The organism is Lachnospira eligens, from assembly GCF_009680455.1.
GTDB classification, from domain to species: Bacteria; Bacillota; Clostridia; order Lachnospirales; family Lachnospiraceae; genus Lachnospira; species Lachnospira eligens_A.
In genome coordinates this window covers 62,334-87,175 of record NZ_WKRD01000003.1, presented here as the reverse complement: position 1 = coordinate 87,175, position 24,842 = coordinate 62,334, and the positions used below count along the sequence as shown (strand labels likewise).

Sequence of the window (24,842 nt, the reverse complement as noted above, 5' to 3'; positions counted from 1 at the left end):
CCTTTTCTACTTATCTTGTTTTTCTTCTTTCTCTTCAGTTCCAAATGATTTAGCGTAAAGAAACTTATGTGTTGCAAATAATCCCGCAATTGCAGCCACCCCAGCCAGTACCTCAAAACCTGATACATGTCCTACTATCATCTGTCTTGAAATAGCAAAAAGCAGAACTTCAATAACCGTACCCGGAGTATGAGTGCAGAGCATCTTTACAAACTCAACTCCAATTGCAAATGTCATAACTTTTTCAAGAAAATACTCAAGCGTGGCGTTATCATATCCTATCCCCATCACGCTTTCGACAATAAATTCCCCTGCAAGAAATATTATAACCATCAGTAAAAATGCAGATAATACAATCTCGATATATGATGCAGCCTGCTGCATTAATTTTCTTAATTTCATTTTCATAGGGTAAACTATCCTTTCAATTAATTTTATATATAGTGCCTTATTTAAGCATTAATTATATCTTATTCTTAATAATTAAGCAATTGTGCCCCTATCGCTTTCATTAAATAATTTAACATAATTATATAGTGAATATGCATAATTCAATTTGACTTTCATAATGTTTTTTAGTAAACTTTAACAAGTTGGTGTTTTGAAGTATGATAATAAATGACGCCACATTTATTATCTCTACAGGCACGCGTAACGGACATAATTTTTTAACGAGGAGAAAAACATGGAAGCTTTATTAATTCTAGTCATCGTTGCAGCCCTGCTTGCGCTCGGTTATGCAGCATTCAACTTCATCGGTGTTAAGAAACTTGATGAAGGAACTGACCGTATAAAAGAAATCGCAGCAGCCATAAGAGTTGGTGCTAACGCATTTATTACATACGAGTACAAAATCATTGCAGTAGTAGTTGTTATTATTGCAATCGCATTTGCAGCTATATTCACTGTCCAGTATGGAGAATTCAGCTGGGAGCCATCTGTATGTTTCATGATTGGTGTTATCATGAGTGCATCAGCAGGCTGGGTAGGTATGAAGATTGCTACTTACGCTAATGTAAGAGTTTCTAATACAGCCCGCAACACTAAGAACATTGGTTCAACACTTAAGGTAGCTTTAAAAGGTGGCTCAGTTATGGGTCTCTGCGTTGGCGGTTTCGCACTTTTAGGACTTTTCCTTGTATACATCATATTTGGATTTGGTCTTAACATGCTTGACATTGAGGCTCTCCGTGGTGCTCATGTATTCACACAGTGTCTTTCATGCTACGCACTTGGCTGCTCTATTGTTGCTATGTTCAACCGTGTTGGTGGCGGTATATATACTAAGGCAGCTGATATGGGAGCTGACCTTGTTGGTAAGACAGAAGCACACATTCCTGAAGATGATCCAAGAAATCCTGCCACTATCGCAGATAACGTTGGTGATAATGTAGGTGATGTTGCCGGACTTGGTTCTGACCTTCTTGAATCATTTGTTGGAGCTATATCTTCAGCAATTATTCTTGCAGTAAGTCTTTACCTTTCAAATGTAGCTAATAACCTTGAAGTTTCAGACGAAATGCTCTCTAAGATGATGTATTTCCCACTTGTATTCGCTGCAATCGGACTTATCGCATCTATTCTTGGTATCGCTTATGTTCTCTTAAAGAATGGTTCTGATAATCCTCACAGAGATCTTAATATCTCAACATGGAGTGCTGCCGGAATTACAATTATCGGCGGATTCGTTGCTACATATCTGTTATTCAATGGCGAGAATGCAGATATTCTTAAGGTTGCAGGATTTAACATTGGTTTCATATCACCTTGGATTGCTGCTTCACTTGGCGTAGTGAGTGGTGTTATCATCGGTGGTATCGCAGAATACTATACAAGTTATGATTACAAGCCAACACAGACAATTGCACAGGCTTCTAAGGAAGGTGCAGCTTTAACTATTACACAGGGGCTTTCAGTTGGTATGAAGTCTTGTATGTACCCACTTATTGTTTTAGGTATTACAACTTATGTTTCATACGCAGTTTCAGGCATGTTCGGTATTGCTATGGCTGCCGTAGGTATGCTTTCATTCGTATCAGCAACTGTTTCTGTTGATACTTATGGACCAATCTCTGATAATGCCGGTGGTATTGCAGAGATGTCAGAGCTCGAACCTGAGGTAAGAGAAATTACTGATAAGCTTGATTCCGTTGGTAACACAACTGCTGCCATCGGTAAAGGCTTTGCTATCGGTTCAGCTTCACTTGCAGCACTTTCACTTATGGTTAGTTTCCTTTATGCATTCCAGCCAGAGGGAAGCAGCCTCGACCTTAACTTCACTAACCCACTTATTCTTGCCGGTGCTTTAGTTGGTGGTGCTCTTCCATATCTGTTCTCAGGTATGCTTATTGAAGCCGTTGCCAATGCTGCCCGTAAAATGGTTGAAGAAGTAAGAAGACAGTTCAGAGACATTCCTGGTATCCTTGAAGGAAAGGCTAAACCAGACTATAAGACATGTATTGAGATATCTTCTCAGGGTGCATTAAAAGAAATGCGTATGCCAGCTATCATCTCAATCATCTTCCCTGTAATTGCCGGATTCCTTTTCGGACCTTACTTCGTAGGCGGTCTTCTTATAGGTGCTACTCTTTCAGCTATCATGCTTGCTATCTTTACAGGTAACGCTGGTGGTGCATGGGATAACGGTAAAAAGTACATTGAATCAGGTGCTATCGAAGGACAGGGCAAAGGCTCTCCAGCACATGATGCAGCCGTTGTTGGTGATACTGTAGGTGATCCATTAAAGGATACTGTAGGACCATCTCTTGATATCCTTATCAAGATTATGTCTACTGTTTCACTCGTTGCAGCAGTAATGTTCTATAACTACAATTTACTGTACCTTATCTTTGGTATAAGATAATATTCCGTATAAAGGAGTTGGGGCGACAGACCATAAAGGTCTGCCGCCCCTGTTTTTATGTATATTTATTTTATGAATTTGACATTAGGATATATTGCCTTCTTGGCTTCTTCTTTTCTTTCATTGAATGTAACCTTATTCTGTTCAAATAGGTTGTCACCATTAGCATCTATTGATACTATAAGCGGTCCAAATTCCTTAACCTTACAGCACCATAATGTTTCTGGCATACCAAGCTCATCCCAGTGATGCTCAGCAATTCTTTCAACCTCTGTTGCTGCTACTACAGCACATCCGGCAGGGAATACGCAGTGGATAGCACCAAATTCCTTACATGCTCTCTCTGTATTAGGACCCATTCCACCTTTTCCTACAATTACTCTTACACCTGTCTGCTTAGTAAATTCGTATTCGAATTTCTCCATACGCATTGATGTTGTTGGTCCTACAGATACCATCTCATAATCATTCTCTGTTCCTTCAATCTTTCTTACGATAGGACCTGCATGGAATATTGCCTTGTCCTTAATATCATAAGGAAGCTCTCTTCCATATTCTACAAGTCTTCTGTGTGCAACATCACGGCATGTCATTAAATCTCCGTCAAGCCATACAATGTCACCAATCTTAATATCCTTTAAGTCCTCTGCACTTACTGGTGTAACAAGAACCTTTTTATCGCCTCTGATTTCTACCATTTTCTAATCCTCCTATGCGTTCAGGTCTATTGTTGAATGTGTATCACATACTGCATTTAAGTCTTTATCAAATATTACATGACCTCTTCTGTGTGACCAGCAACCTACATTTACAGCTACACCAATTGTTGATGGATGTCTTGCTGTATTTTCAATATTAACTCCCATAACGGAGAATTTACCGCCCATACCCTGAGGTCCAAGTCCGATAGCATTGATTCCGTCTTCAAGTAACTTCTCCATCTTAGCTGCATTTTCATTCTCATTATGTGAACCGATTGGTCTCATAAGTGCCTTCTTAGAAAGAAGTGCTGCTGTCTCAACAGATGTTGCAACGCCTACGCCTACGAGAAGTGGAGGACATGCATTAAGTCCATAGCTTGTCATCTGGTCAAGTACGAAATCTGTTATTCCTTCATAACCTGCACCTGGCATAAGAACCATTGCCTTACCTGGAAGTGTACAGCCGCCGCCTGCCATGTATGAATATATCTCGCAGTGGTCGTCATTAGGAACGATATCCCAGAATACTGTTGGAGTTCCCTTACCAACATTTCTCTTAGTGTTGTACTCGTCAAATGTTTCAACAGAGTTATGTCTTAATGGTGTTGCAAATGTTGCCTGTACAACAGCTTCCTTTAACAATCCCTCCAGCTCATTAATAAGCGGGAAGTTAGTTCCACATTTAACCCAGAACTGTAATACACCTGTATCCTGACAGCTAGGTCTGTCGAGTGATACTGCAAGTCCCTGATTCTTAGTCATTGTCTCATATAAAACCTTAGGAAGTGGTGCTGTTTCCTGGGCTGCAAGCTCCTCAAGCTTTGCAATTACATCATCTGGTAACTTTTTACCGATATGGCCAACAAATTTAGCCATCTTGTCTGTCATCAGCTTTACGCTCTCTTCTTTGTTCATATAAATACCTGTTCCTTTCTTCTACCTGCATGCTTTATAATGCAGACATATATTTACTTTTGCTGACCCATTCTTCTCCTATGGATAGAACGGATATAATATTGGTAACAAAATCATACACAGCACAAACGATACGAGTATAAGCGGAAGTCCTGATTTTACATAATCCTTGAACTTATATCCGCCAACGCCAACTACCATTGTGTTAGCCGGCATTCCGATTGGTGTTGCGTATGCACATGATCCTGCAATAACTGTAGCAATTACTACCGCTCTTGGATCTGCGTTAAGGCTCTCTGCCAGTGATACGGCAATTGGAACCATAAGCGCTGTTGTTGCTGTATTGGACATGAAGTTCGTAAGTACACATGTGACTACGAATATCACAAGCAAAAGAACTATAGGACTTGGATTAGAACCCATAATTCCAACAATCTTATCTGCTATAAGTGTTCCTGCTCCTGTTTTTTCAAGAGCACTTGCAAGTGCAAGTGAACCACCGAATAACAGTACAACCTTTAAATCAATTGACTTCAGCGCTTCCTTCTCAGATATAACACCTGCAAGAACAAGTATTACTGCTCCGAGACATGCTGAAACCTGTATCTTAATTCCTATCTTATCCTCAAATATCATGGCAAGAATAACAAGAATTAACACAATAAGTGACATTGCCTGTTTCCATTTTGGAACATTGCTGAAATCTTTTGTCTGCTCTGGGGCATCCTCTGTAATAACCTTCTTATCTGGAAGAAGCCTGCAGCCTATTACAATGAAATAGATAATTCCACATATAAGCATTGGTATTCCAATCGGTGCATACATGAAGAAGCTTGTTGAAAGCCCTAATTCTTCAAGAGCATTTACACCCATAAGATTTCCCGGTGCTCCAATTATTGAAAGGTTTCCCCCAAGTGCTGCTGCGAATACCAGAGGCATTAACAGACGGCTTCTTGAATATCCTGATTCATCTGCTATTCCACAGACAACAGGGATAAGTACTGCTGCTGTTCCCGTATTAGAAAGGAACCCTGACATAATTCCTACGATTAACATTATCGCAATAATAAGTATCTTTTCAGATTTGGCAAATTTAGTAACAATACCTCCGATTTTATTAGCCATACCTGTTTCAAATAGTGCCTGTCCGACTACGAACATTCCGACACACAGTATTACATTGCTGTTTACATATCCTGCAAATGTTTCCTTTACCGTAAGTACGTTGGTAAGATTCAGACCAAGTGCAACTATTGTAGCTGTAAGCCCCAGCGGAATCTTTTCAAGTATGAAACTGACTACAGCAAACAATAAAAACAGTAATGTTATTGTGGTTTGAGACATAACGTTCCCCCTTTCACATATTATTAATTAACTTTCTGTCCGGACTCATCTTTAATGTAATTAAAGCATAATCCTGTTCTCGTAAAAAAACAATTTAATGATTTTTATGTTTCAATAAAAAATTTTTATGCTAAAATATATGTATAAAATGCACTAATTTTTGTAGCATTTAACAGGAGGAAGCGCGCTATGACACTTAACCAGTTAAAATATTTCTGCACTGCATGCCGCACCCGCAGCATAACCAAAGCCTCAGAAGAGCTTTTTGTGACGCAGCCTACAATCTCGATTGCCATTAAAGACCTCGAGGCTGAATTTAATATTATTCTTTTTGCAAGAAATGGTAATCATCTGGAACTAACAAGTGCCGGTGAGACATTTTATGAAAAAGCTAAAGACCTGCTAAAACACAGTACAGAAATGCAGAATGAATTCTTAGAATTAGGCAACCGGGTTCCGGTTCTTAAGATAGGAATACCACCTATGTTCAGTACAATCTTTTTCCCTGAAGTACTTAATGCATTTGAACAGAATCATCCTGATATCCAGACAGAGCTCGATGAATTCGGCTCTGTGCGTGCATGTGATCTCGTACAGGATGAAAAGCTTGACCTTGCAATTGTTAATATGGAGCAATTTAATATAGATAAATTCGAAAGCTGTATTCTTGCTAAAGAACAGCTTATGTACGTTGTCTCTAAGAAACATCCTATGGCTAAGAAAAAATGTATGACAATTGAAGACTTCAGAGATGAGAATCTGCTTATGTTTAATGTGGACTCTGTGCAGAATGAGCTTTTGAAAAACAGATTTGACCAGCTAAAGCTTAACCCGAGAATTATTATGCGAAGCAGCCAGTTATATACTACATTGAAATTCATTGACAACGGAAGCTGCGGTTGTTTCCTTTTCTCAGATATGCTGCCTCATTTCAAGCAATATAAAGGAATTCCCCTTGAACCACCGATTGATGTTAATATCGGAATCGTATGGAAGAAGGGGAATTTCTTGAGCCACAGTGCCCAGTTATTTATAGATTTTGCGATACAGTACTGTTCAGAAAACATTACTACTTAACAAGTGCTTCCCAGCGCTCCTTTGGAATTGAACTGCTCGTCACAATACATTCAGGGTCTGGTGCAATGACATGCCTTACAACTTCAAACACCGCCTGTGCATCACACAAAAGACACTCTGCGTCACCAAATGTTACTTCACGCACAGCCTTACAGTCAAGAAATGCCTGATTAAGCTTAACAAAATCCTCTGATATGTGAGGCTGGTCTGCGTTGTAATGCTTTCTCATATATGAATCCTTAATGCTGCCATCAGGCATTACAATCTGTAACTTCATCGGCTTATCTGATAATCTGTGTGGTACATTAAGTACCTCTTCAACACTATGAATAAATGTATTGCGCTCATGTCCTACTCCAACAAGCAGAACTTTTCCTCCACAGCTTCTTAATCTGTCGTAACATCCGCCTGGTGTACACGGTGTATTGTTGTTCTCCTCCCCTGCAAGATATTCTGCCGCTTTCTTTCCAATTCCTGCCATGCTGTGTGTAGGATGTAGTGACCTTATTACTCCGTCTCTTTTAAGAAACATATTAGTAAGCAGTCCGACACATGATGGTGTTTCTTTAGGATTATATACCGGTGAGTCCGCATTTATATTCTTCCATGTATGTGTTGGAAGAAGTAAAAGTCCATGTCCGAAATATTCAATCCATGCATCAAGTACTGTATCTGCCCCACCTTCAACTTCACCGATAGATTTCATTGATGAATGAATAAGAATCGTCTCATCACCTGTTAAGCCCATATTCTCTAACTGCTTCTTTAACTGTTCTTTTGTATACATATTAGTCCTCGCTTTTCACATATCAATATAGTAAACATATTAGCACATTTATCCTTGAAATATCCAGTAAACAATGCAATAATTACTTTTAAATAATTTAATTGAAAGGAATTAATTCATCATGACTAAAAGACGATTGACACGCAGACAGCGTCAGGTAAGAAGAAACCGTATTATTCTCGCCTGTGCAGCTGCTGCTTTACTTATCATTATTATTGTAATAATATCTGTTTCCATGAAAGGCTGTTCTAAGTCTAAGAAAACAGATAAGAATGGGGAATCTACAACTGCCAAGGTTGAAGAATCAACACAGACAAAAGAGAATGAAATTACAAGTGAAGAAGTTTCATCAACTGATACTTCATCTTCAATTATGTCAGATGCAACATCAGTCTCTGCTTCATCTGACAGTTCTGAATTTGCACCACCTGTAGTTCCATCTGGTAATACAGTTTCCAAAGGTACTACTTCTAAAGGCTTCCAGATTCAGGAAATTAATGGAGCAACTTATATTGACGGAGTACTTATTGCCAATAAGACATATGCTCTTCCTCAGGATTTCATTCCCACTAATCCTGACCAGCCTGTTAATGCAGACAGAAGCTCAACATGTCTTGACAAAACTCTTATGAGTGCATGGAACACTATGTTAAAGGATGCAACTGCTAAATGTCTTAATATATATATTGCCAGTGGATACCGTTCATATAATTATCAGGTTAATGTATATAACAGATATGTTAAAAGTGATGGTGCTGCTGTAGCAGACACATATTCATCAAGACCTGGCAACTCTGAACATCAGACTGGTTTATGCTTTGACCTTAACACTATTGAGGACAGCTTCCAGTACACCAACGAAGGTAAGTGGGTTAATGATAACTGCTACAAATACGGCTTCTGTATCCGCTTCCCTAAAGGCAAAGATTCTGCTACCGGATATCAGTATGAATCATGGCATCTTCGTTATGTAGGTGTTGACCTTGCAACTAAGTTATATAACAATGGCGACTGGTTATCTCTTGAAGAGTACTTTGGAATTACTTCACAGTATCCGAATTAAAAACATAAGGCGCGGAAAAATCCGCGCCTCAATTGTTATAATTGTTTTACAAATCTTCTTACCATTACCAGACATATCAGAAGCTCTAACGGCATCAGTACTATAAACCACATCGATTGCCAGATACATTCATACATGCATATAATTACAATTTTATCTCTTTCCGCTCCTGTATTGATAAGAAGTTTTATTCTTTCTGTATACCTTTCCAGCCTTCCTTTCAGAATAATTGTACTTACCATAAGATATATTACAATTGCAGCAATTCCTGTAATTCCATATGTCATCAATGCTTCTATTGTCTTCTGTCTCATCTGGTTCTTTTCATCTGAATATGATGCATACGCAAATCCGGCTGAACCAAGATATGAAGAAACAACATTATCTGTTGCCATTACAGACGAACCAAGATTATACTTTATATTAATCTGGTTAGGACTCATCTTTAATTTCATATAATCAGGCAGCTCATCAAGGAACAGGTATTTTTTAATAAGTTCATTCTGGCTGTCCAATGCATTATGTAAAAGCTGTGTTGAACCAATTACTGTATACTGGCCAAATTCAGGTATTATGTATTTGAATTTTTCTTTTATTTCATCAGTTACCTTTACTACTTTAACCACTTTAGTGCTGGCTGCTGGTACAAGATATGTGTAAAATCCATACTGACTATACCACCACTCCTGTGAAATAATTGATCTCCAGACACCACTGTAATACTCATCTGAACCTGAAGCATCGAGCAATTGTTCTTTACTTATATTCCCAGCTTTATACTGATTATATGTATTTATAATATAGGCATTATCATGTGTCTCGGCATATACATCTAAAATTTCTGTTATCTGCTGGTCAGTTATATTTTTACATATATAATCTTTTATTGATTGTGTATCTGTCTGGCCTTCATATCCATCAATTGTCTCCTCAAGCAATTTATTATAGGCATTGATATATTCATCGCCTGATTCGTAACTGTCATTTCTTTCTAAAACCATTTCATAATTATGAAGTTTAAGAGTAACACCATCCTTCATGCTGTCATCATATACCCCAGAATTATTTACATCCAGAAATACAACAACTTCTGAACCTTCTTTGAATCCATCATAATCCAGATTTCCCCCAGCATAATCATTAAGAGAATTATATATATCCTCCTCCGGTTCCACATATCCGGCAGCAAAAATATATTTTTTATCTGCACCACCTGACTTTAATGATCTTGCCAATGATATACCATTTCCAACATTATCAGTATTGATACCTGTCCATGTAAATGTTCTTGCTGTTTCGTAATATCCCATGATTATATCATCTACGCCATCTATATTTTTAAGATAATTCAAAACATCATCACTTATATTCCTGTACATACAGCTGTCGCCAAATTTAACATCATTAAAATAATATTCTGATATGGAATGATTCTGAAATGGAGAATACTCCCATGTATCAGGTATTTTTTTCTCTATCTGCTCTGCAGTATGCACATCTCCTTTTTTCACAAGACTGGCTGTGTAATCATAATAAACTGTATATGAACGGGGAGTCTCTTTTACCGCATAGCCTACAATATCAGGTTTATCCGTTATCCTTAAGTACTCTCTGTATGCAATGATACAATTAATGGCACATACAACAGTAATAACAGCCATTGCCAGAGAAAACACTCTTATTACTATATTCTGGAAACAGCCATCAGACCACTTAAATCTTTTCGCAGTAGTTTTAACAAACGTTTTTTCTGTCATAACATTTTTAAAATTGTATGTCCGTTTTTTTCGGTTCAGGCTGCTTAATCTGTCCGTAATAATTTCCGACATAAAACTGACTGCTACTGCAATTACAAGTGTCAGAATAATCCTTATCAGGGTATATTGTCCTATTGAGAAAAATGACACATTTTTAAAATATTTTATTAAAGCCTGTATGACATACCCTGTTCCAGATGCTATACCAAAACCTATGACTGCCGAAATTAAAAGTATAAATATATTCTCTGTTAATATCATAAAAATTATCTGCCCTTTATCAGCCCCAAGGCATTTTTGAATAAATCGGACATTTTTTCTTGTCTTATTATACATTGTAATCTGATATGATATTATCGTTATTCCAACAAGCATAATAAATACATAAATATAATTATTAACTTTTGCATATCCCCACGGCTTATAATCATACACATTACTATTATATGTAAAATTAAACTTAAGGCCTGATTCTTTTCTTAAATTCTCAGCTATACTGCTATAATCCTGTTCATCTATGAAACTTTGTAATGAATATGCATATATGTATGTTTCATCCGTCGCAATATTGTCTGCCTCATTTTCCGTAACAATAATTCCCGGAAGCTTTTTACCATCATTCCATACATTTGTATAGCTGTTCATTATTCCGCAAAGCGTATATTCTTTATCATTAAGTGTTATATTATCTCCAATGTCTGTGCCCTGCCCAAGCCTGATAAGAGAGTTCCTGTCTATTGCTGCCTCATTGTCATTATCCGGCATCTTACCTTTCTCAAGTGCTATACTGCCCATGCTGATAAAGCCATCTGACATTGTACCAATCATAATATCTGATAAATTGGTTCTATCCTTTACGCTTGTTACAGTTTTTGCAGTGTACACATTTCCGGTATAAGGATGTTTTTTAATGCTTTCGTTTTCCTCTGGCTGTTTAGACCTGTACATTACAAACCAGTCTCCAAAATGCTTTTTATTATCAGCCTTCTGCCAGTTTGACATATTTTCCTGCAATAACAGTACCCCTGTAACAAATGTAAATGCGAGCACTACTAATACCATGGACCTTAAAATGTTTTTAAATCTCCTGCGAAGTCCCCTGAATGTCAATGCTATAATTTTGCTGTTCATACCCCCACACCCCCTGTCACATTTCCATCTGTGATTGTGAGTATGCGGTCTGCATATTCTGCCATCTGCCTGTCATGTGTAACCATAACAATAGTCTGCTGATACTTAGACGCTGCCAGAGTAAGCATTTGGGCAACTGTTTCTGCACTCGCCGCGTCAAGATTTCCGGTCGGCTCATCAGCGAATATAACTGACGGATGTGTAATCAGTGCCTTTGCGATTGCAACTCTCTGCTGTTCACCACCTGACATCTGTGCAGGAAATTTATCCTTACAGTAATCTATGCCAAGTGATTCCATTAATTCAGTGACTTTCTCCTCATCAGCTTGCTCACTGTCAAGAATTAACGGAAGTATTATATTTTCATATGCTGTATATTCAGGAATCAGCTTATAATCCTGATATATGAACCCAATATGCGTGCGTCTGAATTTTGCCAGTTCTGAATTCTTAAGATTACTTATGTCTTTTCCTGCTATGTACACCTTTCCTTCGTCTGGCTTGTCCATTGTTCCAAGAATTCTTAACAGAGTTGACTTGCCTGAACCACTTTTGCCGACAATCGCGGTAAATTCTCCCTTTCTTACCTCAATATCACACCGGTTCAACGCATTAATCTTCACCTGTCCTGCTGTGTAAGTTTTGGATATACCTTTTACGCTTAATATTATGTCCATACGTCTCCCCCTCTCATCCCCGATTTCTATCTGGGATAATTATATCTTACAAAACTTACACCCAGCTTACATGGACTGATATTTTGTCTTTAATCTGTACATCGGAAGCGTCGCAACAAACTCAGCTCCGCCATACTTTTCACTGTTTCCTGCCTTTATGCTTCCATGATGTGCCTCAATAATAAGCTTTGACAGGTTAAGTCCGATACCTGCCTTAAAATCCGCCGCACTGCCATTAGTCTCGAATCTGTTGAATATGCTGTTAAACTGCTCCGTACTTAACCCTTTGCCATTATCAGCAATCGTAACTACACAGTCATCATTCTTTCTTGTTACATCAACATATACCTTAGTATTGTCATCTGCTAAATATTCCGCACAATTGTCTAGAAGATTAATGAAACACTCGACAATCCAGCCTTCATCTGCATACATACACAATTTTTCGTCACCATAATCTGTGGTAATTCTATTTCTGTCTACAACACTGCTGTTAATGCTTTCCTGAAGTATTGCCGCAACATCAACCTCATCACTTGTCATGACAACCTTTCCTGCCTCAAATCGGCTTATATCAAGCAGCTTCTTTATAAATGTTTTGATTCTGAACGCATTACCTGTGCAATCAGCTATCTCCTTACGCCGCGGATTGTCATCACATTTTTCCTCAAGCATTTCCAGTTTCATAGTTATAATTGCCAGCGGCGTCTTAATCTGATGTGCTATATTTTCAATAAAATCCTGCATCTTCTGATATTGCTCTTTATTATAAATGTGTTCGTTATCTAACTGCTTAGAAAGCCTCTCGTTATCTGCATATACATCGCACACTTTCTTTACAAAACCCTTATGTCCAAGTCTGTAACAGTTATATAATCCTGAACCGAGTGCAATTAAAAGAACCACTATTATTGCAATTAAAGCATACATTTCCCCATTAAGTCTGCTCATATACGAAAAGCCATGGCTGCCGTATCCGGCACTTTCCATGGCTGTCCTACCCGCTCTGATATTGTTATCTGTTATCCCTGATGAAAACATTTTTCGTACAAATGCTTCACCGTATGCATTATCCTGTAAATACAATGCACCTGCCAGTACCTGCTCTTTAAGCCTGTAATACACTATAATTCCAGCTATAACAACCGCATTAATCAATCCATATATAATAACGAAAACAGTCTGCCTTTTTCTGAATACAGACAGTTTCTTCTTAACCGTGTTATCCATACATCCCCCTGAAAGTTATTAGTCAATCCACCTGTAGCCCACATTTCTGATAGTCTCTATGTATTGCTGATGTTTCTCTCCATATGTTCCAAGTTTTGCTTTTATTCTGCTCATTGCAACAGTCAGCGTGTTATATTCCACGAAATTACCGTGAATATCCCATATTTTCTCATATATAGCATCACGCCTTACGACTTTTCCTTTATTCTCTATAAGTATTCTTACAATATCGAATTCATTAGTCGATATATTTAGTTCATCACCCTGACAGCTTATCTTATATCTGTCAAAATCGACGACAATATCCCCCTTCTTATAGATATTTCCTGCATTGAACATGCTTCTTCTTAAGTTGGCACTTATTCTTGAAAGCAGTTCCTTCGTATAAAACGGCTTTGTTATATAATCATCTGCACCTATATCAAGCCCTGTAACTATCTCTTCCTCATTATCACATGAGGTTAAGAATATAACCGGCACTTCGCTTGATTTTCTTATCTTCCTGCATATGTCAAATCCACTTCCATCAGGCAGCTTGACATCTAACAGAAACATATCAATCTGTGGATTGCCAATATATTTATCCGCTTCATCGCAGCTTCTGGCAGTAACTATCTCATACCCCTTCTCAGTCAGCAGCATTTTAAGGCTTTCACATAATTCCTTCTCATCTTCAACAACAACTATCATAATTTCCGTTCCTTTTCACATATCCTGTCATACTGCTTATACATTTTCTGCACCTCGTTTTCAAGCAGATAGTAATGCTTGATGTATGGAACAAGAAGGATAAGTATTGCAATTGCAAGGACAAGCAGAGGCATGCTTAATGCAGAGTCTATCGCCCCAACTATCACATATGCGCACACTGTCAGCAGCTCCAATATTGCAAATGTTATGGTTACAATCAAATGCACAAGCCTTTCATGCTGAAAGAATGCCACCTGTGTAAGATGCTCCTGTTTGATGTATTTCCAGTCGCAGTCTTCTTCTGACTGTAATAATGAATCTATGTATTTTCTGTATGTTAAAATACGGTTTTTCATAACTATCACCTTCCCGATATCGCACTCTTAAACCATCTTCCCGTCTCAGACAAATCACCATCACTCCAGCCGCTCTTGGCACTGCAGCCAGATGATATAAGTGCTGATGTCTCTGCCTTATTGCTAAGACTCCATGCAATAAAACTCAGCTGATTGCTGTTCATGAAGTCAAGCCACTCGTTGGCAGATGCATAATCTATTCCACCATTGCCTGATGCGTCACATATACTACATTCACTGATAAACACTGGAACTCCTGCATTAAGTGCTGTGCTTATCTTATTTCTTATATTTTCTTTATGTGTTCCTGCATAAAAATGTGCCACATACATAACATTTCCATCATCAAGCGTATTGCCAACAACGCTGTCAACATCCTGTGACCATGTGTTAGTTCCTACAAGTATAAGTGCATGATCGTCGAATTGTCTTATTGTGCCTATTACAGTCTCTGCATATGGCTTAATGTCTGAATTCCAGTCAGCACCAACAGGTTCATTACATATTTCATATATTACATTGTCATGGCCTGAATACTTAGATGCCATTTCTGCAAAGAAATCACATGCCTCCTGTGTGTGTCTTGATGGTGCATAATTAAGCACATGCCAGTCTATGATTACATACATTCCAAGCTCTGTTGCATAATTAACACCGTTATCAATAATCTGCTTTAATGCCGCTTTGTCTCCACCTGAAAGATATCCATTATATTCTTCAGGATACATAGCAATTCTCACTACATTTGCACCCCAATCGTCCCTTAAGGTTGCAAATGCATCATAATTAACATAGTCTGGAAACCATGATATTCCGTGTGTACTTACCCCTCTTAGCTGGATAATGTTACCTGATTCGTCAGTTAATTTCGTGCCGGATACCTGAAGTCTTCCTGTTGGAACTGTTGTGACTATGCCTGCATTGCTTCCTGTATCAGAGTTATTTCCTGAATCATTTCCAGAATCACTTCCACCCGGCTGTGCTGTATCATCTCCTGATGCTGTATTTTCCACCACTGTTGATTCTTCACTTGAATCTGCAATTTCTTCTCACGCTTTATATGCCTTTCCATCATCAGCAAGCACTATCTCCATTCCCGATTCCAGCTTGAAATCAAGTGTATATTTCTTAAGCTCCTCCTTAGACGCGAAACTGATAATAAAGCCCACATTATTCATCTGCGCCTGACTCTCAATTATCTTATTATAATCAACCGGCACGACACTCCATTGTAAATCCGAAGTATCAACTGTACAATTCCAGCTCTGCTCCAATGTAGTGCCATTGGTAGTATTAATCTTAAATGTCCAGTCCGATATCTTTGCCGTCTCTTTATTATCAATAACAAGGTCGTACTGTGCATAGAATCTGCCATTGCCCTCCCACGAATTAGACTGCTTAAACTGCATTGTTACAGATGTCTGTACCTGTTTTCTCTCATCTGCCTTAGCTGCCTCTGTCACAGAATCTGTCTGTTTCTCGTTATTCACTGTAGTTTCTTCATTAACATTTTCTTTATGTTTACCTGATTTTGATAATACTGCAAATGTAACAGCTAATCCTGTTACAATTATAGCTATAACTATTATTATACATAATTTCTTTTTATTCATCATATGTTTTCCCTCCCCATTTTTTATTATAGCAAAATATACAAAAATACACCATATCCTGCATTATAATCAGAATATGGTGTTAAAATTATCTTTTTTCTCTGTCAATATATTCTTTTTTAGTTACAAGACTCTTATATGCAGGACGTATTATCTTATCTGTAGTTATTAATTCTTCCAGTCTGTGTGCACTCCAGCCAACTATTCGGGCTATAGCAAATAAAGGTGTATATAACTCTCTTGGTATATCAAGCATATCATATACAAATCCACTATAGAAATCTATATTAGGACTTACTCCCTTATATATTTTTCTCTGTTCTGCAATAAGCCTTGGTGCAATTTTTTCAATATTATTATATAAAAGCATATCTTCATTGCGCCCCTTATCTGTTGCAAGCTGCTCCACGAATCCCTTAAACACTTTCTCTCTTGGGTCTGAGATAGAATATACTGCATGTCCCATACCATATATAAGACCTTTTTTGTCAAATGCCTGCTTGTTAAGCAATTTATCCAGATATGCAGCTATTTCTTCTTCATCTGCATAATCTTTAACATGCTCCTTAATATCATCCATCATATTCATAACCATAAGATTAGCGCCACCATGTTTCTTTCCTTTTAATGATGACATAGCTGCGGCAATAACAGAATATGTATCAGAACCAGAGGATGTTACAACTCTTGTAGTAAATGTAGAGTTATTACCACCACCATGTTCCATATGCAGCAGTAATGCAATATCAAGAACCCGTGCTTCCAAATCTGTAAAACATGTATCTGGTCTAAGCATTCTCAGGAAATTCTCTGCTATAGATAATTCCTTTTCTGGTCTGTGAATATACATGCTCTGATCCTTCTCATAATGATTATAAGCATGATATGCATATGCTGCAATCATCGGAAATGTTGCAATAAGCTGCATACTCTGTCTTAACACATTAGGTATATCTAAGTTGTCTTTTTTCTTATCATATGAGCCAAGAGTCAGAATACTCCTGGTCATTGAGCCCATTATATCCGCTGTAGGAGCCTTCATTATAACATCTCTTGTAAAATTAGTTGGCAGCTTCATACACTCTGATAACTCATCACGGAATTCCTTTAACTGGTCATTGTCAGGAAGTTCTCCAAACAAAAGCAGATATGCTCCTTCTTCAAAAACATACTTTTTCCCTTTGCTTCCTGCAACAAAATCTCTTATATTGTATCCTCTGTATGACAGTTCTCCATCACATGGACACTTTTTACCATCACGGTATTCAAAAGCCTTTATGTCAGATATATTAGTAAGCCCTGTCAATACTCCCTGACCATTTTCATCTCGTAATCCACGCTTTACGCCATACTCCGAATACAGGTTCTTGTTGATACTGTCATTGTTTTCACAAAGAACCGCCATCTGCTCCATGTAATTATCCATATTGTTCATTCCCATTACCCCTTTCCTGCTACTCATTAAAATTTTTTATATTATTCATTTTCAGATAATATATTATTAAACTTAAACATAAATACTATCGTTGTTACAATAGCCGCAATAATATCACTTACCGGCTCTGCAAGAAATACAGCAAATACTTTATCTTGAAAAATCAATGGTAATATGAATATAAGCGGTATCAACAATATAAGTTTCCTTAAACATGCCAGTATAAGACTGACTTTTGCCTGTCCCAACGCCATAAAACTCTGCTGACAGCTTACCTGGAATCCCATTGCAAATATTCCTGCCATATATATTCTCAATGCCCATGCTGTATAATTCACAAGTACTTTGTCACTTGTAAATATACCGGCAAACAGCTGTGGTGTAAGCATCATAATTGCCCAGCTTATACATGTGAATATTACACATGCTTTAAACTGCGTAAAAAATGCTTTCTTAACCCTGTCATTATTCTTTGCTCCATAGTTGTAACTGATAACCGGCTGTCCACCCTGACATATTCCCTGTAACGGCATAACAATAAGCTGATTAGTGCTTGTTATAATTGTCATTGCTCCTACCGCAAGGTCTCCGCCGTATCTGGAAAGACTTGAGGTAAAGCTGATTGACAAAATACTCTCTGTAGATAACATTACAAATGTTGATATTCCGAGTGCAAGACACGGTCCGATTATCTTCGCATCAAGTCTTAGGTTAGCTTTCTTAAGACGCAGTATTGTCTTGTTACCCGTCAGAAAATGCAGAATCCACACAGCTCCGACAGCCTGACTAAGCACTGTTGCCAGTGCTGCTCCTCTTACTCCCATATTAAATACAAATATAAATATAGGATCCAGAACAATATTAATCACTGCACCAATTACTGTAGTCAGCATGCTGATCTTAGCAAACCCCTGTGTTGTGATAAACATATTCATTGCCATAACAATCAGGACAAATATGCTTCCAAGAATATATATTCTTGCATATGACAAAGCATATGGAAGCGTTGCATCACTTGCGCCAAACCATCTTAAAAGCTGTGGTGCTGATACATAAAACACCGCCGTCAATACAACCGCACATATCATTATAAATGTAAAACAGTTTCCTATAATTCTCTCAGCTGTATCATTGTCCTTCTTTCCCATAAATATTGCTGCCCTTGGTGCTCCTCCTGAACCGGCGAGCATTGCGAATGCATTAATAAGCATAAGTATAGGAGTAAAAAGTCCGACCCCTGTAAGAGCATTAGCCCCAATACCCGGAATATGTCCTATATATACACGGTCAACTATGTTATACAGCAGATTAACAACCTGTGCCACAACTGCAGGAATTGCAAGCGAAGCAAGAAGCTTTGATATATTTCCCTCTCCAAGATTTCTTGTCATATTATTATTCTTCATCATAAACCTCTTCGTTCTGTTTAATTGCCAGATGTCTTTCACACATATACTGACCATTAATTTATTTAACTATAATATCATTAATTATTTACATAGTATATAGATTTTTATCTGTTTACGAAATTTTCATAAATATCCACATTAGCAACATGCCTCACAAGAAGCACATAAAAGCTGCCACTCATTTACTATAAAGTGGCAGCTTTTGTATGACATTTTTATTATAATAATTTATTTTGTCTTATAACCAAATTCAGGAATTGCACTCCATCTGTTACGGAAGTAATGAGCAACCATCTTTGGTTTTCTGTCTCTTGTGAACAGTCCTTTCTTATTACCTTGTACTCTTAACAGGCTCTGGCTTGTTGCAAAGTCTGCGAAGTTCCATGCCTGTTCACCTACAACAAAGTCGAATTCATCAAATACTTTATTATTCATCTCATAATATTCTACCTGATATTCTTCTGTATACATAACAGATGTTGTGTCATGGAGTCCGCTCACTGTATCAGCTCCATATTCTGTGAACATAACAGGCTTTCCAAGTTTACCCCAGTCTGAGAGTTCTTTACGAAGTCCAGTCTCTGATACCTCAAGATCAGGACCACCAAAATACCATCCATAATATCTGTTAAGACATATTACATCACTTAATTGAGATGAACAGTCTGTATCAGCAGTTGTTCCCTGAACACTTACTAATGTACATGGTCGTTTCTGAGGATCTAATTCTCTTGCAAGATCATATAAAGGCTTAAAGTAGTCATATGCACCTTCTGCTGCTGAATCAGGTTCGTTAGCTATGCTCCACATAACAACACATGCATGATTCTTATCTCTTGATATCAAATCACGGATAACATCCTTATGATGTTCCTGTGTCTGCACTCCATGCTCCTTATCAAATGTTCCTATTCTCTCTCCACCAAAATTAGCTCCTCCGCCGAACTGAAGATTGACTCCTACTGCTGTTGTTTCATCGATAACAACAATACCTTCTTCATCACAAAGTCTCATCATCTCCTCACTATAAGGATAATGACTTGTTCTGAAGCTGTTAGCATGCTGCCACTTCATAATTGATATATCCTTTGTATTCATAGGAAGATTTATTCCACGTCCATTAGGAAATGTATCTTCGTGCTTTCCGTAACCTTTAAAGTAAAATGGCTTTTCATTAATTAAAAACTTTGTGCCATCTACTCTTACACTTCTTACACCATATGGAAGTGTATACACATCCTGTCCTGCTGTAACCTTTATCTTATAAAGATAAGCATTTAATGGCTGCCATAATCTTACATTACTTATCTCAAATGTGCCTTCTGACCCTTCTGTTTCTGAAAGCTTTGTGCCTTCTTCATCAAATAATTCAACTTTACATGTTATGTTGTTGTAATCTTTTCCTTTAATTTCAACATTATAATTAAGTACTGCCGATGGTTCTTCTTTTGTGAAATCAATATCAGCTGTAACTGTAATATCATTGATATATGTCTCAGGTGTTGTGTAGATTTTTACAGGTCTTGTAATTCCACAATAATTAAAGAAGTCAAAGTTAGGATTGTTCTGTGGTTTGTCAGATGCACCTGCACCCATGCCCCCCATCATTCCACTCATCATGTTAGCCTTACCACCAACTGGCAGAGTTGTATAATCAATAACATTATTAACCGCAATGGTAAGGAGATTATCTCCATCCTGTAAATGATCATTTAATTCTACTTCAAATGGAAGAAATCCTCCTTTATGCTCACATATCAGTTTGCCATTGAGATAGATCATGGCATAATGTGTAACTGCTGCACAACGCAGTACAATTCTCTGGCTCTTTACATATTCTGGAACTGATATATTTCTCTGATAAAATACCCATCCATAATGATCTCTGAAATCTGTCCCCTCCTTAAGATCATTATAAGAAGCTGGCACAGGCATTGTATCTGCATCTTTCAAAGGTTTCTCATACCATTTTTCTTCAAAACCTTTTCCGTTATCTAACTTAAAATTCCAAACCCCGCTTAAATCGCTTAATAATCTTGACTGTGTTAAAACTGGATATAACATAATTAATTCCTCCTGATTTATATTTATAATATTTTTACTGCTGTTCCTTAGCTGCTCTAATTTCTCTTAACTTAGCTGCATTTGCTTCTACTCTCTTTTTATTCAAAGGATATAAGAATATTAATGCAAGCAATAATAATGTCATTCCGGCTGCCGGCATAAGACATGTCACATTGTAGATTCCGTCAATAACCTTAGGATCAAATGCTGTAGCTGTTGTATAACCAACAATCGAAAGAAGTACGCCCGCTAAACCTGATGAACATGCCTGTCCTAACTTTCTTGCAAATGAATATACTGAGTAAATTGTACCATCCTGACGTACACCATTCTGAACTTCTGATTCATCGATAACATCCGTAATCATCGCCCATATAACCATGTTAAACATTGAAGTACCGATTGTTGCTATAATTATTAAAGCTATCCAGATCCATACATTATGAGTGTGAATTATAAATAATGTTATAAATGAAGCTGCACTGATAATACATCCTATAACTGACAATTCTTTCTTTCCAATTTTTGATGCAAGCTTTGTAATAAATGTTGAAAGTAAAAGTATTACTATTGTTCCTGAAAGACTTGCAATCGACATTGCTTTTATATTGCCAAAATAATTTGGATAAATATATGCGTTCATGTTACTTAATGATAACTGTGCAAGTAAAAATACCAGTGCACAAACTATAATGCCTATTAATGATCTGTTATGGGCAAGTTCCTTTATAAGCTCTCCAAACGAAAATTTCTGTGTATTCTGTCCAACCTTAACTCTTTCCGTTGTCATTTTATAGCAAAGCATATAGCAGATCACTGCTCCTATTGAACATACCAAAGCACCAAGCATCATTTTCTGACCGGATAATACTGAATTTCCTGCTTCGTCTGTATAATATACTACAAGTGGTAATACAACACCTATCGCTGTCTGAGCAAGTGTAGCTCCTATTGTTCTCCAGTTAGAAAGAGAAGTTCTGTCTGTCGGATTGTCTGAAATCGCTGATGCCATTGAACCATAAGGAATATTAATTCCTGTGTAGCATATACTTCCCCAAAGAAGGTAAGTGAAAAACATCCAGAAAATCTTAAATCCCATCGGCATATCTTTAAACCATGTCGCATACATCAGAAATGATGCTAATGCAACAGGACCGCACATTCGTCTGAGCCATGGTGCAAATTTGCCTTTCTTTCCCGGCCTGCTCCTGTCAACTATCTGTCCCATTGTTACATCAGTTATAGCATCAACAAATCTTGCCGCCATCATCATAAGACCGACCAGTGCTGCTGAAACCCCCATAACATCAGTGTAAAACTTCAACAAAAACATAGCTGATAACAAAAAAGTAAAATCGTTACCGAAATCACCAAACATATAACCAAGCTTGTCTTTTATACCAAATGGCCTCACCTTTCCATTGTTATCTGTCATAATAAAACCTCCATCACTTTATTAAATATTATAGATATTTTTTCTTTAAAGACCGTCCTTAAATATTATGTGCACTATTATGTGCTCTCTTTTCTATGTCTTTATATTAACCTATAAATAACATACCCGTTATTACAGATTTTAGTATATCTAGTATTATTTTTACCCATACATTTTTTATAGCAAAAATTGTACTATAAAAAATCAAATCATTACTAACATGTCAGTATCAGTTTTATAACATGTTAGTATCAGTCAGTGTGACATGTCAGTTTATTTTTATGCTTTGAATTTTTGTTTTCTTCTGTTATTATAATATAGTAATAAAAACTGATAGAGATTGGAGGTTTATATGGACTATAAAGTATATCTGGACTACACCATGGAACTATTATCTAAGATAAAAATACCATCTTATATAATTGACACACCATTTCTCTGGGATGACAGATATGATGGTGAATTAAGAAAAACTATCCTCAGTGATGCATTTTTAATTAATCATAAAGAAACATTTCAGAACTTTATTAACTGTTCTGGCAAAAATAATACAATTCTTCTGATTCATGACAGTTTTGCCTGTGATTATATATATATTAAATTGCCCGACTCAAAAAAAGCTTTCTTTGCCGGACCTTTTTCATTTGAAAAGTTTACCAATCAAAGAATTGATGATTTATGTTCATACAATTCAATACCACCAAAATTTACTGATTTTATGCAGCTTTATTATGCCGCACTCCCGGTATTTGCAGATGAACGATGTATAGAAGCAATTATAAACTGTTTATGTAGTAAATTATGGAGCAGTTACACACTTGAGAAAAAACATTTTCTTAATAAAAATACTTCTGAATACATGTACAATGATTATTCTCCCGAGCCAACAAAGCAATCCATTGAGGTTCTTGAACAACGCTATAATGATGAATCTCTTCTGATGGAATATGTTGCTCATGGTGATTTTGCATCAATTGACAAGCTTGCTCATCTTAATTCATCTGGAATTAAGCCGCGCCTTTCGGATTCAATACGCGATAGAAAGAATTTCATGATAATTCTTAATACCCTTTGCAGGAAAGCTGCCCAATCAGCATATGTTCATCCTATTCATCTTGATGAAATATCACGCAAATTTGCTATCCGTATAGAATCCTGTACCACAATTGCCCAGCTTGAAACCCTGGAAAATGAAATCACGCGTAAATACTGTCTGCTTGTTCAATCTTATTCTTTAAGAAAATATAGCAAACCTGTTCAAAATATTATTAATTATATCTCATTTAACCTTACTGACGATCTCAGCCTTAATGCAATTTCTGCTGAGTTTGCTTTAAACAGCAGTTATGTATCTTCTCTATTTAAACGTGAAACCGGCTCAACGCTCACTAATTTTGTTAATAATAAACGTATTGAACACGCTATCTATCTGCTCAATACAACCAAGCTTCCTATACAGGACATTGCTGTACAATGTGGAATTACAGATGTTAATTATTTCACCAAGCTTTTCAAAAAAATCAAAAACATGACTCCTTCTCAATATAGAGAAATGATTCAATAAATAAAAACAACCATCTGGATACCTGTTGATTTCCGGTATCCAGATGGTTGTTTTTAATTGTTTTCAAAATAATCAGGATAAATTATTCTTAACTTATCAATCTCATTAAAAATTCTGTTAATATGTCCTTTAATAACACGAAGATACATTCTTTTATCTTTTTTCCTTATTGCATCTATAAGCATTTCATGTTCCTCATTAGTTTTAACACTAATAGAACTATTAAGTTCCGCTAAGAATCGTATTCTGTTATAATGACTCATCTGCATTTTAATTATATTAGCAGCGAGCTGTTCTCCAGAGCTTTCATATATAAGTTCATGAAAAGCATTATCGATTTCAATCCTTGGAACTTTTTCATTACATTTATCATAATTAATGAGACGGCTGTTTAATTCTTCCATCTTATCAAGCATCTCATTGCTGACATGCTCAAAAACCGGGTCTACCATACCCACTTCAAGACTTTTTCTGACAAACCATTCCTGTTCAAAACGTCTGCAATTAATACTTGCAACATATGTGCCTGACTGAGGTATTATTTTGAGAAGTCCCTCCTTTTCAAGATTAACAATTGCCTCTCTTGCCGGTGTTCTCGAAACATTATACCTTACAGCTATCTTCTGTGCACTTATTGAATCTCCCGGTACAAGCTTGAAATTCATGATATCGTATTTTAATTTTTCGTATGTGTCTTCGTTTAATGATTTTTCCATAACCCTGCGGCCTTT

The 24,842-nt window shown here is 37.1% G+C and carries 21 protein-coding genes; 4 read left to right on the top strand and 17 right to left on the bottom strand.

All coding sequences use genetic code 11. From position 1 onward, the window contains the following. Positions 1-6 precede the first annotated feature (6 nt). On the bottom strand, positions 7-402 hold the full coding sequence (locus GKE48_RS04445; RefSeq protein ID WP_243138434.1) for a hypothetical protein: 396 nt from the start codon (positions 400-402) through the stop codon (positions 7-9). Between the two features lie 283 nt (positions 403-685). Here GKE48_RS04445 and GKE48_RS04440 point away from each other — a divergent pair, with 283 nt between their 5' ends. Beyond that, entirely contained in the window at positions 686-2,863 is a 2,178-nt protein-coding gene (locus GKE48_RS04440) for a sodium-translocating pyrophosphatase (protein ID WP_154300526.1), read from the top strand. Between the two features lie 65 nt (positions 2,864-2,928). Here GKE48_RS04440 and ttdB read toward each other — a convergent pair whose 3' ends face one another. The 3 genes from ttdB to GKE48_RS04425 all read right to left on the bottom strand — a co-directional run bounded on the left by ttdB (position 2,929) and on the right by GKE48_RS04425 (position 5,823). Further along, on the bottom strand, positions 2,929-3,561 hold the full coding sequence (ttdB, locus tag GKE48_RS04435; RefSeq protein ID WP_022098899.1) for a L(+)-tartrate dehydratase subunit beta: 633 nt from the start codon (positions 3,559-3,561) through the stop codon (positions 2,929-2,931). 12 nt (positions 3,562-3,573) lie between these two features. Then, a complete protein-coding gene (gene ttdA, locus GKE48_RS04430) occupies positions 3,574-4,479 on the bottom strand; it encodes a L(+)-tartrate dehydratase subunit alpha (RefSeq protein WP_022098898.1) in 906 nt (301 codons plus the stop codon). A gap of 78 nt (positions 4,480-4,557) precedes the next feature. Next, on the bottom strand, positions 4,558-5,823 hold the full coding sequence (locus GKE48_RS04425; RefSeq protein WP_154300525.1) for an SLC13 family permease: 1,266 nt from the start codon (positions 5,821-5,823) through the stop codon (positions 4,558-4,560). 189 nt (positions 5,824-6,012) lie between these two features. On the opposite strand from GKE48_RS04425, the gene GKE48_RS04420 reads away from it, so the two are divergent. After that, a complete protein-coding gene (locus GKE48_RS04420) occupies positions 6,013-6,900 on the top strand; it encodes a LysR family transcriptional regulator (protein WP_154300524.1) in 888 nt (295 codons plus the stop codon). Here GKE48_RS04420 and GKE48_RS04415 read toward each other — a convergent pair. Then, complete coding sequence (locus GKE48_RS04415) at positions 6,893-7,687, bottom strand: AAC(3) family N-acetyltransferase (protein ID WP_154300523.1); 795 nt, start codon at positions 7,685-7,687, stop codon at positions 6,893-6,895. The two genes, GKE48_RS04420 and GKE48_RS04415, sit on opposite strands and share 8 nt — an antisense overlap. A gap of 121 nt (positions 7,688-7,808) precedes the next feature. On the opposite strand from GKE48_RS04415, the gene GKE48_RS04410 reads away from it, so the two are divergent. Next, positions 7,809-8,750: a M15 family metallopeptidase gene (locus GKE48_RS04410; RefSeq protein ID WP_154300522.1), complete on the top strand. Its 942-nt coding sequence runs from the start codon at positions 7,809-7,811 to the stop codon at positions 8,748-8,750. Positions 8,751-8,785: 35 nt separating this feature from the next. On the opposite strand, the gene GKE48_RS04405 is transcribed toward GKE48_RS04410, so the two are convergent. From GKE48_RS04405 to GKE48_RS04355, 11 genes are all read right to left on the bottom strand, one after another. After that, a complete protein-coding gene (locus GKE48_RS04405; RefSeq protein WP_154300521.1) occupies positions 8,786-11,638 on the bottom strand; it encodes an ABC transporter permease in 2,853 nt (950 codons plus the stop codon). Continuing rightward, positions 11,635-12,315 carry an ABC transporter ATP-binding protein gene (locus GKE48_RS04400; protein WP_154300520.1) on the bottom strand — a complete coding sequence of 227 codons (681 nt, stop codon included), beginning with the start codon at positions 12,313-12,315 and terminating at the stop codon, positions 11,635-11,637. The genes GKE48_RS04405 and GKE48_RS04400 overlap by 4 nt, the downstream gene beginning before the upstream one ends. Before the next feature lie 66 nt (positions 12,316-12,381). Further along, complete coding sequence (locus tag GKE48_RS04395; protein WP_055214510.1) at positions 12,382-13,545, bottom strand: sensor histidine kinase; 1,164 nt, start codon at positions 13,543-13,545, stop codon at positions 12,382-12,384. Between the two features lie 18 nt (positions 13,546-13,563). After that, positions 13,564-14,235 carry a response regulator transcription factor gene (locus GKE48_RS04390; RefSeq protein WP_055214512.1) on the bottom strand — a complete coding sequence of 224 codons (672 nt, stop codon included), beginning with the start codon at positions 14,233-14,235 and terminating at the stop codon, positions 13,564-13,566. Then, the gene (locus tag GKE48_RS04385; protein WP_022098889.1) at positions 14,232-14,591 is read right to left on the bottom strand and encodes a hypothetical protein; all 360 of its coding nucleotides are present in this window, start codon (positions 14,589-14,591) and stop codon (positions 14,232-14,234) included. The genes GKE48_RS04390 and GKE48_RS04385 overlap by 4 nt, the downstream gene beginning before the upstream one ends. A gap of 5 nt (positions 14,592-14,596) precedes the next feature. After that, on the bottom strand, positions 14,597-15,604 hold the full coding sequence (locus GKE48_RS04380; protein ID WP_330583088.1) for a glycoside hydrolase family 5 protein: 1,008 nt from the start codon (positions 15,602-15,604) through the stop codon (positions 14,597-14,599). A gap of 36 nt (positions 15,605-15,640) precedes the next feature. After that, positions 15,641-16,207 carry a cellulose binding domain-containing protein gene (locus GKE48_RS04375; RefSeq protein WP_154300519.1) on the bottom strand — a complete coding sequence of 189 codons (567 nt, stop codon included), beginning with the start codon at positions 16,205-16,207 and terminating at the stop codon, positions 15,641-15,643. An 85-nt stretch (positions 16,208-16,292) separates the two neighbouring features. Then, positions 16,293-17,639 (bottom strand): citrate/2-methylcitrate synthase, encoded by a 1,347-nt coding sequence (locus tag GKE48_RS04370; protein WP_041689145.1) that lies wholly within the window; start codon positions 17,637-17,639, stop codon positions 16,293-16,295. Positions 17,640-17,680: 41 nt separating this feature from the next. After that, positions 17,681-19,045: an MATE family efflux transporter gene (locus GKE48_RS04365; protein ID WP_041688986.1), complete on the bottom strand. Its 1,365-nt coding sequence runs from the start codon at positions 19,043-19,045 to the stop codon at positions 17,681-17,683. Between the two features lie 231 nt (positions 19,046-19,276). Next, positions 19,277-21,112: a beta-glucuronidase gene (gene uidA / locus GKE48_RS04360; RefSeq protein ID WP_055214516.1), complete on the bottom strand. Its 1,836-nt coding sequence runs from the start codon at positions 21,110-21,112 to the stop codon at positions 19,277-19,279. Positions 21,113-21,146: 34 nt separating this feature from the next. Then, complete coding sequence (locus GKE48_RS04355; RefSeq protein ID WP_022098883.1) at positions 21,147-22,547, bottom strand: MFS transporter; 1,401 nt, start codon at positions 22,545-22,547, stop codon at positions 21,147-21,149. A 352-nt stretch (positions 22,548-22,899) separates the two neighbouring features. On the opposite strand from GKE48_RS04355, the gene GKE48_RS04350 reads away from it, so the two are divergent. After that, positions 22,900-24,111, top strand: coding sequence for a helix-turn-helix domain-containing protein (locus GKE48_RS04350; RefSeq protein WP_022098882.1), 1,212 nt, complete (start codon positions 22,900-22,902; stop codon positions 24,109-24,111). A 53-nt stretch (positions 24,112-24,164) separates the two neighbouring features. Here GKE48_RS04350 and GKE48_RS04345 read toward each other — a convergent pair whose 3' ends face one another. After that, entirely contained in the window at positions 24,165-24,827 is a 663-nt protein-coding gene (locus GKE48_RS04345; protein ID WP_012740864.1) for a GntR family transcriptional regulator, read from the bottom strand. Between the last annotated feature and the right edge of the window lie 15 nt (positions 24,828-24,842).

Bases quoted from the DNA above. Each gene is read 5' to 3' on its own strand.
- GKE48_RS04390 (WP_055214512.1), bottom strand. From the start codon at position 14,235: ATGATAGTTGTTGTTGAAGATGAGAAGGAATTATGTGAAAGCCTTAAA.
- GKE48_RS04375 (WP_154300519.1), bottom strand. From the start codon at position 16,207: ATGATGAATAAAAAGAAATTATGTATAATAATAGTTATAGCTATAATT.
- GKE48_RS04355 (WP_022098883.1), bottom strand. From the start codon at position 22,547: ATGACAGATAACAATGGAAAGGTGAGGCCATTTGGTATAAAAGACAAG.
- GKE48_RS04405 (WP_154300521.1), bottom strand. From the start codon at position 11,638: ATGAACAGCAAAATTATAGCATTGACATTCAGGGGACTTCGCAGGAGA.
- GKE48_RS04425 (WP_154300525.1), bottom strand. From the start codon at position 5,823: ATGTCTCAAACCACAATAACATTACTGTTTTTATTGTTTGCTGTAGTC.
- GKE48_RS04440 (WP_154300526.1), top strand. From the start codon at position 686: ATGGAAGCTTTATTAATTCTAGTCATCGTTGCAGCCCTGCTTGCGCTC.
- GKE48_RS04400 (WP_154300520.1), bottom strand. From the start codon at position 12,315: ATGGACATAATATTAAGCGTAAAAGGTATATCCAAAACTTACACAGCA.
- GKE48_RS04365 (WP_041688986.1), bottom strand. From the start codon at position 19,045: ATGAAGAATAATAATATGACAAGAAATCTTGGAGAGGGAAATATATCA.
- GKE48_RS04415 (WP_154300523.1), bottom strand. From the start codon at position 7,687: ATGTATACAAAAGAACAGTTAAAGAAGCAGTTAGAGAATATGGGCTTA.
- GKE48_RS04385 (WP_022098889.1), bottom strand. From the start codon at position 14,591: ATGAAAAACCGTATTTTAACATACAGAAAATACATAGATTCATTATTA.
- uidA (WP_055214516.1), bottom strand. From the start codon at position 21,112: ATGTTATATCCAGTTTTAACACAGTCAAGATTATTAAGCGATTTAAGC.
- GKE48_RS04370 (WP_041689145.1), bottom strand. From the start codon at position 17,639: ATGAACAATATGGATAATTACATGGAGCAGATGGCGGTTCTTTGTGAA.
- ttdA (WP_022098898.1), bottom strand. From the start codon at position 4,479: ATGAACAAAGAAGAGAGCGTAAAGCTGATGACAGACAAGATGGCTAAA.
- GKE48_RS04350 (WP_022098882.1), top strand. From the start codon at position 22,900: ATGGACTATAAAGTATATCTGGACTACACCATGGAACTATTATCTAAG.
- GKE48_RS04395 (WP_055214510.1), bottom strand. From the start codon at position 13,545: ATGGATAACACGGTTAAGAAGAAACTGTCTGTATTCAGAAAAAGGCAG.
- GKE48_RS04345 (WP_012740864.1), bottom strand. From the start codon at position 24,827: ATGGAAAAATCATTAAACGAAGACACATACGAAAAATTAAAATACGAT.
- ttdB (WP_022098899.1), bottom strand. From the start codon at position 3,561: ATGGTAGAAATCAGAGGCGATAAAAAGGTTCTTGTTACACCAGTAAGT.
- GKE48_RS04445 (WP_243138434.1), bottom strand. From the start codon at position 402: ATGAAATTAAGAAAATTAATGCAGCAGGCTGCATCATATATCGAGATT.
- GKE48_RS04410 (WP_154300522.1), top strand. From the start codon at position 7,809: ATGACTAAAAGACGATTGACACGCAGACAGCGTCAGGTAAGAAGAAAC.
- GKE48_RS04420 (WP_154300524.1), top strand. From the start codon at position 6,013: ATGACACTTAACCAGTTAAAATATTTCTGCACTGCATGCCGCACCCGC.